The sequence below is a fragment of the Actinomycetota bacterium genome (genome assembly GCA_016700055.1).
GTDB lineage: Bacteria > Actinomycetota > Acidimicrobiia > Acidimicrobiales > Ilumatobacteraceae > Kalu-18.
Genome location: CP064997.1, coordinates 2,999,484 through 3,014,949 on the forward strand (window position 1 = coordinate 2,999,484; position 15,466 = coordinate 3,014,949).

At 70.9% G+C, this 15,466-nt stretch carries 14 protein-coding genes and 1 tRNA gene; 7 read left to right on the top strand and 8 right to left on the bottom strand.

All coding sequences use genetic code 11. The annotated features are described in order from the left end of the window. From IPM43_14530 to fabD, 5 genes are all read right to left on the bottom strand, one after another. A complete protein-coding gene (locus IPM43_14530) occupies nt 1-1,179 on the bottom strand; it encodes a beta-ketoacyl-ACP synthase II (GenBank protein QQS24591.1) in 1,179 nt (392 codons plus the stop codon). Next, nucleotides 1,179-1,415 carry an acyl carrier protein gene (gene acpP, locus IPM43_14535; GenBank protein QQS24592.1) on the bottom strand — a complete coding sequence of 79 codons (237 nt, stop codon included), beginning with the start codon at nt 1,413-1,415 and terminating at the stop codon, nt 1,179-1,181. Before acpP ends, IPM43_14530 begins: the two co-directional genes overlap by 1 nt. A 78-nt stretch (nt 1,416-1,493) precedes the next feature. Further along, complete coding sequence (gene fabG / locus IPM43_14540) at nt 1,494-2,198, bottom strand: 3-oxoacyl-ACP reductase FabG (protein ID QQS24593.1); 705 nt, start codon at nt 2,196-2,198, stop codon at nt 1,494-1,496. Then, nucleotides 2,195-3,187 carry a ketoacyl-ACP synthase III gene (locus tag IPM43_14545; GenBank protein QQS24594.1) on the bottom strand — a complete coding sequence of 331 codons (993 nt, stop codon included), beginning with the start codon at nt 3,185-3,187 and terminating at the stop codon, nt 2,195-2,197. The genes fabG and IPM43_14545 overlap by 4 nt, the downstream gene beginning before the upstream one ends. Then, on the bottom strand, nt 3,187-4,362 hold the full coding sequence (fabD, locus tag IPM43_14550) for an ACP S-malonyltransferase (GenBank protein QQS24595.1): 1,176 nt from the start codon (nt 4,360-4,362) through the stop codon (nt 3,187-3,189). The genes IPM43_14545 and fabD overlap by 1 nt, the downstream gene beginning before the upstream one ends. A 126-nt stretch (nt 4,363-4,488) precedes the next feature. On the opposite strand from fabD, the gene IPM43_14555 reads away from it, so the two are divergent. Beyond that, nucleotides 4,489-4,571, top strand: a tRNA-Leu gene (locus tag IPM43_14555). Here the strand turns inward: IPM43_14555 and IPM43_14560 are convergent. Continuing rightward, nucleotides 4,537-6,324 carry a 4-alpha-glucanotransferase gene (locus IPM43_14560; GenBank protein ID QQS24596.1) on the bottom strand — a complete coding sequence of 596 codons (1,788 nt, stop codon included), beginning with the start codon at nt 6,322-6,324 and terminating at the stop codon, nt 4,537-4,539. The genes IPM43_14555 and IPM43_14560 overlap by 35 nt on opposite strands. 96 nt (nt 6,325-6,420) lie before the next feature. Here IPM43_14560 and IPM43_14565 point away from each other — a divergent pair, with 96 nt between their 5' ends. From IPM43_14565 to rpsA, 5 genes are all read left to right on the top strand, one after another. Continuing rightward, on the top strand, nt 6,421-6,705 hold the full coding sequence (locus IPM43_14565) for a hypothetical protein (GenBank protein QQS24597.1): 285 nt from the start codon (nt 6,421-6,423) through the stop codon (nt 6,703-6,705). Between the two features lie 8 nt (nt 6,706-6,713). Then, complete coding sequence (locus IPM43_14570) at nt 6,714-7,328, top strand: response regulator (protein ID QQS24598.1); 615 nt, start codon at nt 6,714-6,716, stop codon at nt 7,326-7,328. After that, the gene (gene polA / locus IPM43_14575) at nt 7,325-9,991 is read left to right on the top strand and encodes a DNA polymerase I (GenBank protein ID QQS24599.1); all 2,667 of its coding nucleotides are present in this window, start codon (nt 7,325-7,327) and stop codon (nt 9,989-9,991) included. The genes IPM43_14570 and polA overlap by 4 nt, the downstream gene beginning before the upstream one ends. Next, nucleotides 9,978-10,706 (top strand): class I SAM-dependent methyltransferase, encoded by a 729-nt coding sequence (locus IPM43_14580; protein ID QQS24600.1) that lies wholly within the window; start codon nt 9,978-9,980, stop codon nt 10,704-10,706. The genes polA and IPM43_14580 overlap by 14 nt, the downstream gene beginning before the upstream one ends. Before the next feature lie 172 nt (nt 10,707-10,878). Next, nucleotides 10,879-12,300, top strand: a complete 1,422-nt coding sequence (gene rpsA, locus IPM43_14585) for a 30S ribosomal protein S1 (GenBank protein QQS24601.1) — start codon at nt 10,879-10,881, stop codon at nt 12,298-12,300. Between the two features lie 7 nt (nt 12,301-12,307). On the opposite strand, the gene IPM43_14590 is transcribed toward rpsA, so the two are convergent. Together IPM43_14590 and IPM43_14595 are read right to left on the bottom strand one after the other, a co-directional pair. Continuing rightward, nucleotides 12,308-12,943, bottom strand: a complete 636-nt coding sequence (locus IPM43_14590) for a response regulator transcription factor (GenBank protein QQS24602.1) — start codon at nt 12,941-12,943, stop codon at nt 12,308-12,310. Further along, the gene (locus IPM43_14595) at nt 12,940-14,718 is read right to left on the bottom strand and encodes a hypothetical protein (protein QQS24603.1); all 1,779 of its coding nucleotides are present in this window, start codon (nt 14,716-14,718) and stop codon (nt 12,940-12,942) included. The genes IPM43_14590 and IPM43_14595 overlap by 4 nt, the downstream gene beginning before the upstream one ends. A 91-nt stretch (nt 14,719-14,809) precedes the next feature. Between IPM43_14595 and IPM43_14600 the strand changes: the two genes are divergently transcribed. After that, nucleotides 14,810-15,445, top strand: a complete 636-nt coding sequence (locus tag IPM43_14600; GenBank protein QQS24604.1) for a dephospho-CoA kinase — start codon at nt 14,810-14,812, stop codon at nt 15,443-15,445. The last annotated feature ends 21 nt before the right edge of the window (nt 15,446-15,466 follow it).

The window sequence follows — 15,466 nt, forward strand, 5'->3', positions numbered from 1 at the left end:
TCAGGTTGCCGGCGCGAGGACCAGCGAACCGTTGTGGCCGCCGAAGCCGAAGTTGTTGGAGATCGTCGGCCCCGGAGTCCAGTGCCGGGCGGTGCCGGTGACGACGTCGATCGCCATCTCCGGGTCGACGTCGGTCGTCCCTGCGGTGGGCGGGATCAGCCGGTGCTCGATGGCGAGCAGCACGGCGGCGGCCTCCAAGGCCCCTGCCGCGCCGAGCGCGTGCCCGGTGACACCCTTGATCGAGGTGACCGGAACGCGGTTGGCGCCGAACAACGCGGCCACCGCTTCCGCCTCGGCGGCGTCGTTCAGCGGCGTCGACGTGCCGTGGGCGTTCACCTGCACGATGTCTGCGGGTTGCAGGCCGGCGTCGTCCAGGGCGAGGCGCATGCAGGCGATGGCACCGGTGCCCCCCGGGGCCGGAGCCGTCACGTGGTGGGCGTCGGCGTTGCTGGCCGAGCCGAGCACCTCGGCGAGAACGGTGGCTCCGCGGGCCTGCGCGTGCTCCCACTCTTCGAGTACCAGCATCGCCGCACCCTCGCCCATCACGAAACCGTCACGGCCCACGTCGAAGGGGCGGCTGGACCCCGACGTGGAGAGCGCGGTCATGTTGGCAAAGCCGGCCAGCGCGGTGACGGTGGACGCGGACTCGCTGCCCCCGGTGACCATCGCGTCGCAGCGGCCCATGGCCACGAGCCGCGCCGCGTACCCGATGGCATGGGTCGAAGCCGCGCAGGCAGTGCAGATGGTCTCGTTCGGGCCCTGCAAGCCGAAGCGCATCGAGATCGCCGCGCCCGACGCATTCGCCATCATCATCGGGACGAGGAACGGCGACACCCGCCGATCCCCCTTCGCGAGGCGCAGCTCGACCTGTTCCTCCAGGGTGTGCAGCCCCCCGATGCCGGTGCCGACGACGACCCCGAAGCGGGCCGGCTCGACGCCGACCGAGCCCGCCTGATCGAGCGCTTCGGTCGCGGCGGCGACGGCGAACTGCTCTACGCGGTCGGCGCGGCGCGCCTCCTTGGGGTTCGGGTACCACGAGGCGGGATCCCAGCCGGCGAGGTGCACCGACCTCGCGCCGGTGATGCCCGGGCCAAGCAGGCCCTGCCAGTAGGCCTCGCGCCCGAGACCGCAAGGAGCGACGACGCCGAGGCCGGTGACCGCGACCCGCCGCCCGAGCATCAGAGCTTCCCGGCGACCAGCTCGTACGCCTGGCCGACGGTCTCGATGCCTTCAAGCTCCTCTTCGGGAACCTCTACTCCGAACTCCTCCTCGAGCGCCATCACGAGCTCGACCAGGTCGAGGCTGTCGGCGTCGAGGTCGTCACCGAAGCGGGCGTCGGGGGTGACCTGTGCCGGGTCGACGCTCAGCACCTCGACGGCGCAATCGCGGAAGCGGGCGAACAGCTCTTCGTTCACATGGACTCCTTGGTAGGTGTGGGGTGTTGCCCGGATCGACGCGCGACCCGGGAGTGGATGGAGAAGGATAAGGCGTGGTCAGTGGCCCATGCCCAGCCCGCCGTCGACCGGGATCACCGCCCCGGTGATGTAGGCGGCGTCGGCAGAGGCGAGGAAGGCGACCGCGGCGGCGATCTCGTCGGGTGTGGCGACCCTGCCGAGCGGCACGGCTGCGGTGAGCTCGGCCAGGCGCTGCTCGCTCAGCGCGGCGGTCATGTCGGTGGCGACCGGTCCCGGGGCCACCACGTTGACCGTGATCGAACGTGAGCCGAGCTCGCGCGCGAGCGAGCGGGCGAGTCCGACCAGGCCGGCCTTCGACGCCGCGTAGTTGGCCTGGCCGGCCGAGCCGAGCAGCCCGACCACGCTCGACACGAGGACGATGCGTCCCCGCCTGGCGCGCAGCATCCCCTGGGTGGCGCGCTTGCACACGCGGAACGCGGCGGTGAGGTTGGCGTCGACGACGGAGGTGAAGTCCTGCTCGGACATCCGCAGCAGCAGCGTGTCCTTGGTGATGCCGGCGTTCGACACGAGCACCTCGACCGGGCCGAGCTCGGCTTCGACGGTGGCGAAAGCGGCGTCGACCTGCTCGGTGGAGGTGACGTCGCAGGGCACGCCGAGCACTCCCGCGGGCGCCTCGCCCGAGCGGAGCGTCACGGCCACCTTGTCACCGAGGCCGACGAAGCGCTGCGCGCACGCGAGGCCGATGCCGCGCGCGCCTCCCGTGACCAGGACCACCCTGCTCATCTCGCCTGCCTCGGCAGCGCGGGCCGGGCGCTGATCCCCGGCCCACCTCCCCAGCGCAAGATGGCGCTCGCCGCAGTCATCCCGGCGCCGAAGCCAACGAGCAGCACGAGGTCGCCGTCACTGACCCGCCCGGTGTCGAGGGCGTCGGCGAGCGCGAGGGGGATCGACGCCGACGACGTGTTGCCGGTGCGGTGGAGCACGATCGAGGTGCGCTCCATCGGGATGCCCAACCGCTCACAGGCTGCCTTGATGATCCTGACGTTCGCCTGGTGGGGCACGACGAGCGCGATGTCGTCGGCCGCCACCCCGGCGTCCGCCATCGCCCGCTCGGCGCTGTCGACCATGATCCGCACCGCGCGGCGAAAGACCTCCTTGCCGTCCATCTGCAAGAAGTCGCCGAGCTCGCAGTACAAGAAGCGCTCCGCGGAGCCGTCCGCGTCGAGGTGCCACGAGACGAGCGCCCCGGGGCCGTCGACGGCTTCGAGCACGACTGCGCCGGAGCCGTCGCCGAACAGCACGGCGGTGTTGCGGTCGTCCCAGTCGGTGATGCGGGCGAGCGTGTCGGTGCCGATGACGAGGACCTTCTCGGCACCCATCGCGATGAGGCCCTCCGCCGTGACGAAGGCGTACACGAAGCCCGAGCAGGCGGCGTTCAGGTCGAACGCGCCGCAGCGCATTCCGAGCTCGTGCTGGACGGTGGCCGACGTGGCCGGCACGGCGCGATCGGGGGTGGTCGTGGCCAGGACGAGCGCGTCGAAGTCGAGCGGGTCGAGCCCGGCCATCTCGATCGCCTGACGCCCCGACTCGACGGAGAGGCCCGCGGTCGTGCCGCCCACCCGGCGCTCGTGGATGCCGGTGCGCTCGCGCACCCAGGCGTCGCTGGTGTCGATCGTCGACGCGAGGTCGTCGTTGGTGAGCACCTTGTCGGGCAGCGCCGTGCCCCATCCGGTGACGACGGCGTGGCGGGAGCCGTCGGGCAGCTTGGGCATCAGGAGGTCCTCAACCAGGCGACAGGCTGCCGGGAGGTGATGCGCTCTCCGGCCACGGCGATGTAGCTCTCCACCCGCCCGGCGAACGGGGAACGCACCTCGTGCTCGCCGACGTGGCCGAGCAGCTGGCCGACCTCGATCTGGGTCCCGGCTCGCACCGCAACGTCGGGCTGGAACACACCGGCCGCGGGGCTGACCACGATGCGCTCGGACGCGAACAGGTGCTCGCCCTCGAGTTGGGCCGCGCCCGTCGGGGAGCCGGCCTGAACCCACTCGAGCAGCTTGTCGAGATCGTCGGGCGTGGCGATCGAGATCGTGCGCGCCTCGGTGACCGTGCGCTTGGCCATGCCGGTGAGCACGCCGCCGGGACCGAGCTCGGCGAAACCGTTCACGCCCAGCTCGTGGAGAGTGTTGAGCGAGTGCCGCCAGCGCACCGGGTTGCAGAGCTGCGCCGAGAGGAGGCTGGCGAACTCGGCGCCAGCGTCGTGCGCCTCTGCGTCGACGTTGGAGACCACCGGCGCCTCGGCGTCGCGGGGGTTGGCGTCGGAGATCGCCTTGCGCAGGCGATCGCGGGCCGCGCTCATCAGCGGGGTGTGGAAGGCACCCGAGACGGGAAGCTGCATCACCTTCTTCGCGCCGAGCTGCTTGGCCACTTCGCTCGCTGCCGCCACGCCGGCCGGCGACCCGGCCACCACAACCTGGCCGGGTGCGTTGAAGTTGGCCACCCAGACCTCGTGGTCGGCCCTCCTGCAGGCGACGTCGACCTGGCCGTCGTCGAGACCGAGCACGGCTGCCATCGTGCCCGGGTGCTCGAGGCTGGCCTCGTGCATCGCGTCGGCCCGCTCGCACACCAGGCGGACGCCCTCCTCGAAACCCAGCGCACCGGTGGCGGTGAGGGCGGTGTACTCGCCCAGGCTGTGGCCGGCGAAGAAGCTCGGCTCGATGCCGAGCCGCTCGACGGCGTCGAGCACGACGAGGCTGGCGACGAACGTGGTGAGCTGTGCCTGGCGGGTGTCCTTCAGCTCGTCGGCACTCGCGTCGAGCAGCAGCGCGGCGACGTCGCGCCCGGCGACCTCGGAGGCCTCGTCGACGAGCTCCCAACTCGGATGATCGACCCACGGCCGGCCCATGCCGGGGCGCTGTGAGCCCTGACCGGGAAAGGTGAAAGCGAGCATTCGGTGGGACCTGTGGTTCCTCGTCGGCGCGGGGCGCGAGATGCCCCCGGTGCGGCGACGATAGACGTCTTCGCGGGCGCAGTCTTGCTACCGCCGGGTAACGCCGCCGCTACGCTGTCCGTCCCGGCCCGAGTGGCGGAATGGCAGACGCGGCGGACTCAAAATCCGCTGTCTTCACGGACGTGTGGGTTCGAGTCCCACCTCGGGCACCGGAGCTTCCTCGGCGAGAGCGCGAGTCGCCGCGTGCGGCAAGAGCAGGCGCTCGACCGGCACGGGCAGCCGCCGGCACCAGTTCTCGCGCAGGGGTTGAGAGGGTTCGTTCGGGCGGTCGGGTGTGCCGGAGAGGTCCTCCGCGGTGACGAGGCGCAGCCTGGCAGGGGAGTCGAGCAGGTGACGATGGGCCGCGGCCGCCACCTGCACCGCAGGACGGTCGGGGCCGAGCCCGGTGAGTGCCTCCAGCCGCTCACGCATCTCGGTGTCGCCGTCGACGCCGCTCCACACGCCGGCGATCGTCGGCAGGTCGTGGGTGGTGATGGTGGCCAGGCTGGCCTCCGGCCACGACTCGGGCCCCAACGGCTCGAACCACAGCACCTTCGTCCCGAGGACCCCGGCACGGGCCATCGCCTCGCGCACGGAGGGCTGCACGGTGCCGAGGTCCTCGCCGATGATGAACGCGCCCGCCCTCGTGGCCTCGATGGCGATGATCGCGAGCAGCTCGTCGCCGGGGAAGTGAACGTAGGCGCCGTCGGCGGGTTCGCCCCCCGGTGGGATCCAGAACTGGCGATAGAGGCCCATCACGTGGTCGATGCGCATCCCGGCGAGGTGGCGGAACGCGAGCCGGGCCGTCTCGACGATCGCCCGGTATCCGTCGGCGCGCAGCTTCCAGGGCACGAACCCGGGCAGGCCCCAGTCCTGGCCGTGGGCGCTGAACGGGTCGGGAGGAGCCCCGATCACCACGTCGAGGGCGAGCTGGTCCTGGAACTCCCAGGCGTCGGCACCGTGGGTGGCGAACCCGACGGCGAGGTCGCCGATCAGCGCCGCTCCGGCATCCGCGGCCTCGGCCAAGGCCTGGTCGATGCGCCACTGCAACCACGCGTGGAACTCGATGCGGGCGGCGATCGCCGGGTCGTCGTGGGCGCGATCGGTGATCGCAGACGACGACGGGTGCCGGAACTGCTCCGGCCACGCGCGCCACAGCGGACCGTGGTCGTCGGCGACGGCACACCACGAAGCGAACCGCCACAACGCTTCGCCCTGCTCACGTGCCCATGCCCGCCACGCCGGCTCCCAGCGGTCGGCCTCGAAGCGCGCTTCCAGGGCCCCACGCTTCGCGGTCCAGGCGGCGTCGCGGTCGACCAGGGGGCCGTCGTTCGGCACCGGTGACGTGCCGTCGAGGGGGATCAGCAGTGGATTGCGGTAGCGGCGGGAGCTCGCGTAGTAGGGGCTCGGATCCTGGGGCACGGCCGGGTGCGGGGCGTGCAGCGGGCTGAGCAGCATCGCCCCTCCGCCGGCGGCACTGACCCGCTTGGCGAGCGTGGCCACGTCACGCAGGTCGCCGATGCCCCAGCTCTGGTCGCTCCACAGCGAATACGTCTGGCACGCCACGCCCCACGCGCGGGGCGCGGCCGGACACTGCTCGGGATGCACGACGAGGCGCGTCCACGGACCGCCGTCGGCGGGGGCGAGCTCGTGATAACCGATCGGCAGCTCCGGGGGGAGCTGGGTGACCGTGCCGATGTGCGTGCCGTCCTCGAGCACCACGTCGCACGGGCCGAGCAGCTGCTCTTGACGGCCGACCGGCACGAACCACATCGGCATTCCGCCCGGCGGGGTCTCGTACGGGTCGTGCGCGTCGGCTGCCCCCATCGCCTCGCGGAGCGCGATGCGGGCGTGATCGGGGGTCGGGTGCCACGTGCCCTCGATGTCGTGGAAGCCGTCGGCGATGCCCCATGCGTCGGTCACCCGACCAGTCTGGCGCGGCTCTCCCCCTGCGCGCGGGCAACGCTCTCACCGAGGGAGTGCCTGCGCCGGCGGGGATACCGCCCTAGTCTCGCGACGATGGTCGACTGGCTCGTCGAGCGACGGCTGAGGCAGAACAGCGATCGCCTGCGGCGACTGCGCGAGGAGCTGCTCGTCATCGACGAGCAGCTCGACCACCTGAGCGACGACGCGGCCGACAAGGAGCTGCGCGCGCTGGTCGCGGAGACACCCGTGGCCGCGTCGGAGTTCCGCGACGCCCAGCTCCATGCGAACGCGATGGCTCGTCATCGTGTGCACCTCGTCGATTCGATCGTCGAGCTCGAGCGCCGGCAGGACGAGCTGCTCGATCGTCTCGGCACCTGAACGGGTGCTTGAATGGCGGTGGCCACGCCAGCGAAAGGAACACGCCCGTGAGCATCCGCGTCGTCATCGCCGAGGACGAGGCCATCATCCGGCTCGACCTGCGGGAGACCCTGGAGGAGGAGGGCTACGACGTGGTCGGCGAGACCGGCCGCGGCGATGAGGCGGTGGAGCTCACCCGAGCGCTGCGACCCGACCTCGCCATCCTCGACATCAAGATGCCCGGCATGGACGGTCTGGAGGCGGCACGGGTCGTCAGCGACGAGCGCATCTGCGCCGTGCTGGTGCTCACCGCGTTCAGCCAGCGCGAGGTCGTCGAGCAGGCCCGTGACGCAGGAGCCCTCGCGTACCTCGTCAAGCCGTTCCAGAAGAGCGACCTGATCCCCGCGATCGAGGTCGCGATTGGGCGCTTCCGCGAGCTGCAGGCGCTGTCGGGCGAGGTCGACTCCCTCGGCGAACAGCTCGAGTCGCGCAAGGTGATCGACCGCGCCAAGGGCAAGCTGATGGACGAGCACGGCCTGCGCGAGCAGGACGCCTTCCGCTTCATCCAGCGCACCGCGATGAGTGAGCGCAGCCGCATGCGTGACGTCGCCGAACGTGTGCTGGCGGGCGAGCTGCACCCGTGAAGCTGCTGCTGCTCGACGGGAACTCGCTCACCTACCGGGCCTTCTTCGCGTTGCCGAGCGACATGGCGACGGCGAGCGGGCAGGTCACGAACGCCGTGTTCGGGTTCACCTCGATGCTCGTCAACCTGTTGAAGGACCATCGCCCGGACGGGATCCTCGTCGCGTTCGACCGCCCGGAGCCGACGTTCCGCCACGAGGCGGTCCCCGAGTACAAGGCGCAGCGCGAGGCGGCGCCCGACATCTTGCGCCAGCAGATGGGTCTCGTGCGTGAGGTGCTCGATGCGCTCGGCATCGTGGCGGTCGAGCTGCCCGGATTCGAGGCCGACGACGTCATCGCCACCCTCGCTACGCGAGCCGAGGCCGAGGGTCATGAGGTGGTCATCGTCACCGGCGATCGCGACGCATACCAGCTCGTCCACGACCCGCTGGTGAAGGTGCTCTACAACCGCAGGGGCGTGAGCGACTACGCGCTCTACGACGAAGCGGGCATCGCCGAGCGCACCGGGGTCACCCCGGCGCAGTACCCCGAATACGCAGCGCTCCGCGGCGACCCCTCGGACAACCTCGCCGGCGTCCCAGGGGTGGGGGAGAAGACCGCTGCCAAGCTGATCAACACGTACGGCGGCATCGACGGGATCTTCGCCCACGTCGGCGAGCAGACGCCCAAGCTGAGCGCGGCGCTGGCCGAGCACGAGGCCCGGGTTCGCCGCAACGCAGAGGTGATGGTGCTGCGCCGCGACGCGCCGGTCGAGGCGATCGACCTCGGCGACCGTGAGCTGCTCGGCGTGGCACCCAAGCCCGGCGATGTGAAGCGGCTGTTCGAGTTCCTCGAGTTCCGCACGCTCGCCGATCGCCTCGACGAGGCCCTCGCCGGCACCGGTGTCAAGCGCCTCGAGCTCGGTAATGGCGGCGAGGTGCTCGAGGCCGAGGTTCGTGCCTGCCCGACGCCGGCCGAGTCGCTCGCTGCGCTCGCCGCACTCCCCGTGCGTGACCTCGCCCCGGCTTGGGCGGGAGAGCCGGGGCGCAGCGAGCTGATCGGAGTGGCGGTGGTGACCGACCCTTCGGTGGGGGAGGTCGCCTGGATCCCGGGATCGCAACTCGGCGACCCCGCGGTGCTCGGCGCGCTCGTCGAGCGTCCGCTGCGGGCGCACCAGGTGAAGCCGCTGATGTGCTGGCTGCTCGCTCGCGGGGCCGATCTCACCCAACTGCAGCTCGACACCGCGATCGCCGCCTACCTGATCGATCCCGCCGAGACCCGCTACGCGCTCGACGACCTGCTCGGGCGCTACACGACGTTCCGCCGCCCCGACGGCGAGGCCGCGGCAACCGGCCAGCTCGACTTCGGAGGCGGTCCCGACGACGCGCAGCGCGCGGGCCGCGACGCACTGGCCGTGCACCACCTTGCCGGTGCGCTCGGCGCGGCGCTCGAGCGCCAAGGCATGGCGGCGCTCTACGACGAGATCGAGAACCCGCTGGTGCGGGTGCTCGCGAAGATGGAGCACGCCGGCATCGCTGTCGACCGCGAAGAGCTGAGCAAGCTGAACGAGCGGCTGTCGGCCGAGGTGCAGCGCCTCACCGCCGTGCTCCAAGACGTCGTCGGTCGGCCGTTCAACGTGAACTCGCCGACCCAGCTGCGCGAGATCCTCTTCGACGAGCGTGGGCTGAGCGGCCAGAAGAAGACGAAGACCGGGTACTCGACCGACGCCGCATCCCTCGTCAGGTTGCGCGACCAGTGGCCGGAGCTGATCGACCCGCTGCTGCAGTACCGCGAAGTCGAGAAGCTGCGCGGCACCTACGGCGAGGGTCTGCTCGCCGAGGTGGCCGCGGACGGCCGCATCCACGCCACCTTCAACCAGACCGTGGCGAGAACCGGGCGCCTGTCGAGCGACCGCCCGAACCTGCACAACATCCCCGTCCGCAGTGAGGAAGGCCGCCAGTTCCGCCGTGCTTTCGTGCCCGCGCCCGGCCACGTCCTGCTCGTCGCCGACTACAACCAGATCGAGCTGCGCTGCATCGCCCACCTCGCCGCCGACCCCGGCCTGATCGCGGCGTTCACCGGCGGCGAGGACATCCACCGCGCCACGGCTGCGCGGGTGTTCGGCGTCGAGCCGAGCACCGTGACCGTGGAGCAACGGTCGAAGGCGAAGATGGTCTCCTACGGGCTCGCCTACGGGATGGAGGCGCACGGTCTCGGGCAGCGGCTGAACATCCCGACCGAAGAGGCCGCGGTCATCCTCGACGCCTATTTCGTCGCATTCCCGAACGTGAAGGCGTACATGGACCACACGGTGTACGAGGCGCGCGAGCGCGGCTACACCGAGACCCTGTTCGGGAGGCGGCGTCCGATCCCGGAGCTGCTCAGCTCCAACTACCGCATCCGCCAGGCCGGCGAGCGCCAGGCGATGAACGCCGGGATCCAGGGCCTGGCCGCCGACATCTTCAAGGTGGCGCTGGTGCGGATCGACGCCGCGCTCGAGAACGAGCGGCGCGCGAGCCGGCTGGTGCTGCAGGTGCACGACGAGGTGCTCGTCGAGGTCCCCGACGCCGAGCGCGAAGTCGTCGGGCCCCAGGTGGTCGAGCTGATGCGCGGCGCGGCCGAGCTGAACGTGCCGCTCGAGGTGAACGTCACCTGGGGGACGACCTGGGCCGATGCCAAGCTCTGACCACTGGTTCGAGCCCGTCGCCGACCACCTCGGCGCGGCCTACCTGCGGTACTCGTTCACGAAGGGGACCCACCAGGAGGTCGACCACCTGGTAGCCGCGCTCGGGCTGGCCCCGGGCCAGCGCGTGCTCGACGTCGGCTGCGGTCCTGGCCGCCACGCCCACGAGCTCGCGCGGCGCGGCTTGTCGGTGCACGGCGTCGACATCAGCGAGCGGTTCGTGGAGCTGGCTCGCGAAGCCGCGCCCGCGGGCGCCACCTTCGAGCGCCTCGACGCCAGGCGCCTCGTTCGGGAGGATCGCCTCGCCGGCTGCTTCGACGCGGTGATCTGTCTCTGCCAAGGGGCGTTCGGGCTGATGACCGTTCCCGGCGAAGACGAGCTCGTGCTCGACGGGATCGCGCGTGCGCTGCGCCCCTCCGGAGTGCTCGCGCTGAGCGCCTTCAACGCCTACTTCGCGGTGCGCTATCACGACGCGGCAACCTTCGACGCCGGTCGCGGGTTGAGCCACGAGCGCACCACCGTGCGCAACGAGGCCGGTGCCGAACGCGAGGTCGACCTCTGGACCGGCTGCTACACGCCGCGCGAGCTCCGTCTGCTGCTGCGGGCGCGGGGGCTGGAAGTGGAGTCGATCTCGTCCGTGGAACCCGGCGCCTACGGCGCTGCCGAGCCGACGACCGAGTCACCGGAGTTCCTCGTGGTCGCACGCCGCGCCGGGTGACCGACGCCGCCCACGTCAGCGCTGGTGCCTGGGGTGTTCGCCGCAGGCGGTGCTAACCTTCCCCGGTCCTGGCGCCGGCGTGGTGTCAGGCGTGCATCGTTCCTTCGTCAGCCGAAAGAGATCCCCTCCGTTGTCCGACACTCAGACCACCTCCGCCTCGACGGGCTCCTCGATGGGCTCCTTCGACGAGGAGGGCAACTACACCCCCCGCCAGATCACCGAGAACGATCTCGGCGTGTCCTTCGCAGACGCAATCGACGGCACGCTCGTCGACGTCGACGACGGCCAGATCGTCAACGGCACCGTCGTCAAAGTCGACAAGGACGAGGTGCTGCTCGACATCGGCTACAAGTCCGAAGGCGTCATCCCGGCGCGTGAGCTCAGCATCCGCAACGACGTCAACCCGCACGAGATCGTGTCCCTCGGCGACCAGGTCGAGGCGCTGGTGCTGACGAAGGAAGACAAAGAAGGCCGGCTGCTGCTGTCCAAGAAGCGCGCCCAGTACGAGCGCGCGTGGGGCACGATCGAGCAGGTCAAGGAGGCCGAGGGCGTCGTCGAAGGTCCGGTGATCGAGGTCGTCAAGGGCGGTCTCATCATCGACATCGGCCTGCGCGGCTTCCTGCCCGCGTCGCTCGTCGAGCTGCGCCGGGTGCGCGACCTGCAGCCCTACGTGGGCAAGGTGCTGCAAGCCAAGATCATCGAGCTCGACAAGAACCGCAACAACGTCGTGCTGTCGCGGCGCGCCTATCTGGAGGAGACCCAGAAGGAGGCCCGCGACGAGTTCCTGACCAACTTGAAGCCCGGCGAGACCCGCACCGGCGTGGTGTCGAGCGTGGTGTCCTTCGGTGCGTTCGTCGACCTCGGCGGCATGGACGGCCTGATCCACGTGTCGGAGCTGTCGTGGAAGCACGTCGACCACCCGAGCTCGGTGGTGCAGGTGGGCGACGAGGTGACCGTGCAGGTGCTCGACGTCGACTTCGACCGTGAGCGGATCAGCTTGTCGCTGAAGGCCACCCAGCAGGACCCGTGGCAGGAGTTCGCGTCCACGCACGAGGTGGGCCAGCTCGTCTACGGGCGGGTCACCAAGCTCGTCCCGTTCGGCGCGTTCGTGCAGGTCGGCGAGGGCATCGAGGGCCTGGTCCACATCTCCGAAATGAGCTCGCATCACGTCGACGCTCCGGAGACGGTGGTCACCCCCGGCGAGGAGCTGTGGGTGAAGATCATCGACCTCGACCTCGGCCGACGCCGGATCAGCCTGTCGATCAAGCAGGCGGCAGAAGGCGGCGAGCTCGCCGCCGAGTACCGCGAGCACTTCGAGGTCGACGAGCACGGCAACTGGACGGCCGGTGCCGAAGACGCAGAGCGCGAGGCGGCCTGGGCCGAGTACTTCCGCGAGACCGGCGGCGAGGCGCCCACCGATGCCGGCGCCGAGGCGCCCGCTGCGGCGGAGACCGCGGTCGACGTCGAGGTGCCCGCAGAAGCCGCCCCAGCCGTCGAGGTACCCGCCGAAGCCGTAGTGGCCGCAGAAGTAGAAGTGGCCGCCGACGTCGAGGCACCGGCCGACGCCGAGGCACCGGCCGACGCCGACGCCTGAGCCGGCCTCAGACCAGCTTCACGATCCCCATCCGCACTGCGGTCAACACCGCCTGCGTGCGGTCACGCGCGTCGAGCTTGGCGTAGATCGAGGCCAGGTGGTTCTTCACCGTCTTCTGGCTGATGTACAGACGTCCGGCGATCTCGGGGGTGGACAGCCCGTCGGCGATCAGTTGGAGCACTTCCTCCTCGCGCTGGGTGACCACGCCTTCGCCGGTCTCCGTCGGCCGGCGGACCTCTTCGAGCATCTTCGCCGCGAGCTTCGGTGACAGCGCCATGTCGCCGTTCGCGGCGAGCTGCACGGCCTCGGCCACCTCGTGGATCGAGCAGTCCTTGGTGAGGTAACCGACCGCGCCGGCCTTGATCGCCCGGTCGATCACGTCGCGGTCGATGTGCATCGTCAGCATCACCACGCGTTGACGGGCGTCGGCCTGGGTGAGGGTGCGCGTCGCCTCGATGCCGTCGGACTCGGGCATGGAGACGTCCATCAGCACCACGTCGGGGTGCGTCTCCAGCGCCAGCTTCACGCCGGTGGCACCGTCGCCGGCCTCGCCGACCACTTCGAAGCCCTCGGCCTCCAGCCCGCGCCGCAGCCCTTCCCGCAACATCTGGTGGTCGTCCACCAGCACCAACCTCAGCGTCATCTCGCTTCTCCGTTCGGTATCAGCCGCACAGTCACGCTCGTGCCCTGACCCGGGTGCGACCGGATCGAGATCTGGGCACCGATGCCCGCCGCGCGCTCGCGCATGCCGACGAGCCCGTACGAGTCCGCACGGCCTGCGCTCCTCGCGAACCCCTGGCCGTCGTCGGTGATCTCCAGCTCCGCGTTGGCGCCGTCGCAATTCCACGCCACGTAGACGTGATCACTGCCCGCGTGCTTCTCGGCGTTCGTGATCGCCTCCCGCGCGATGTGCCACAGCTCCTTCTCCACCGGCAGCGGCAGGCGTCCGCTGACCGAGGACGTCAGCTCGGCATGGATCGTGCTGCGCTGCTCGACCCGGCCGAGGAAGTCCGCCAGCACGGTCACGAGGTCGGCGTCCTCTTTCACCTCGGCGCGTAGGTCGGACAGCGTCTCGCGCACGTCGCCGACGACGGTGGTGATCTGCTGGCGCAGATCGACAAGCGGCTCTAGCGGGTGCTCGCCGCGCCGGCACGCCGCGATCAGGCCGTCCACCTCGAACCCGAGCAGCGCCAGCGAGCTGCCGATGCGGTCGTGCAGGTCACGGGCGATGCGGGCCCGCTCCTCGTCGGCACCGACGCTGCGGATGCGCCGGAACAGCCGGGCGTTGTCGATCGCCACACCGAACGCGTCGGTCAGCCCGGTCAGCACCTCGGCCTGCTGCGCGCCCAGGTGGCCACCGGCGCGGGACTCGACCGCGATCATCCCGACGAGCGCTCCTCGCGCGCGGAGCCCGGCGTAGATCCCCTCGGTCGCCTCGTCGGCGATGCCCGGCCCGTTCGCACGCAGGTCGCCGACCGACACCGCGCGGGTGGCGGTGGTCGCCTGCCGCAGGGGAGGGGGCAGCTCCTCGGGCAACAGCGCCTCGCGTTCGCGCGAACCGCGCCCGCGCACCGCTTCGAACGTGCCGTCGGATTCGTTGTACAGCATCACCGTGACGACGTCGGCGGGGATCAGCGCGCGTACGCGGGTGATCGAGGAATCGAGCACGTCGTCGAGGTCGAGGGACGCTGGCAGGGTCTGCGCCACCCGCTGCAACGAGAACAGCAAGGCGTTCGCCTCCGCCAACCGGCTCATCCGGTCGAGCGCCATCGCCCTCGTGCGCGCCGTGGCCTCGAACGCCTTGCGGGAGATGCCTGCGGTCAGCGCGACCACCATCAACAGCGTGCTCCAGACGGCGGTGATCGTGCCCCGATCGTCGAGCGAGGCGACGACGACGGCCTCGCCGAACAGCACCGCGATAGTTGCGGAGGTGAGCGCGACGGCGAAGCGCAGCCCGGCGACGAAACCCGCCAGCAGCGTCACCGGTACCAGCGTGTAGGCGAACGGTGAGATCCAACCCCCGGTGGTGACGACGACGGCCAGGAGCAGGGCCAGCTCGGCGACGACGAGGCCGCGGTGGCGGCCGGTGTCGCGGTACGAGATCGGGCGGATCGTCGCGACGACGGTGTAGCCGGTCACCACGCCGAGCGCGATCCAGGTCCAGACCTGCCCCTCGCGCAGCTCGTCGAAGGCCTGGAGCACCGAGAGCCCGAGCGCGGCGAGGCGGAACGGAGCAAGGGGAGGTGCCTCGAGCAGCACGTCTCGTGGTGCCGCCGGGGGGTCCGCGATCTCGCGCTGGCGGCGCTCGATCCCGGCCGGCGGCCCCGAGGCACGCTGGCGTCGCTCGACGAGCGGCCACGTCAGCTCGGCAGGGGCTGCAGCGGCGGAACGGGCGTCTGCCTGCTGCTCGTCGTGCATGTTCGCCTGGCACGCTAGTTCGCAGGCTCAGCGCGGTCGTGGATCGCTGCGCGGCACGACCGGGCCGGAATCGCGACCCTATGGTGAGCACATGAGGATCGTCGGGCTGACGGGAGGCATCGGGTCGGGCAAGTCGACGGTCGCGGTGCTGCTCGCCGAGCGGGGGGCGGTGGTGATCGACGCCGATGCGATCGCCCGTGAGGTGCAAGACCCCGGCTCGCCCGTGCTCGCCGCGCTTGCGCAGCGGTTCGGCCCCGAGGTGCTGAACGCAGACGGATCGCTCGACCGTGGAGCCATGGCCGAGATCGCGTTCAAGGATCCCGAGGCGTTGCAGGCGCTCAACAAGATCGTGCACCCCGCGATCGGCGCCGAGATGAACCGGCGGGTGCTCGAACAGGTGGGGACCACGAACGTGGTGGTGCTCGACATCCCGCTGCTCACCGAGAACCCGCGCGAGGGGCTGCAGGGCAAGATCGTCGTCGACGCCCCGGTCGAGCTCCAGGTGCGCCGCCTCGTCGAGCAGCGTGGGTTCGACGAAGCCGACGCCAGGGCCCGCATCTCTCGGCAGGCGACGCGTGAGCAGCGCCTGGAAGGCGCCGACGTGGTGATCGACAACTCGGGCACGCTGGCCGAGCTGGTGCCCCAGGTGGAGCGGGCGTGGAAGTGGCTGTGCTCGCTGCCCCAGCTGCCCGACGACTACCAGCCGGTCGCCCCGCAACCGCGCTGAAGTTCCCGGCACGCTTCTCGG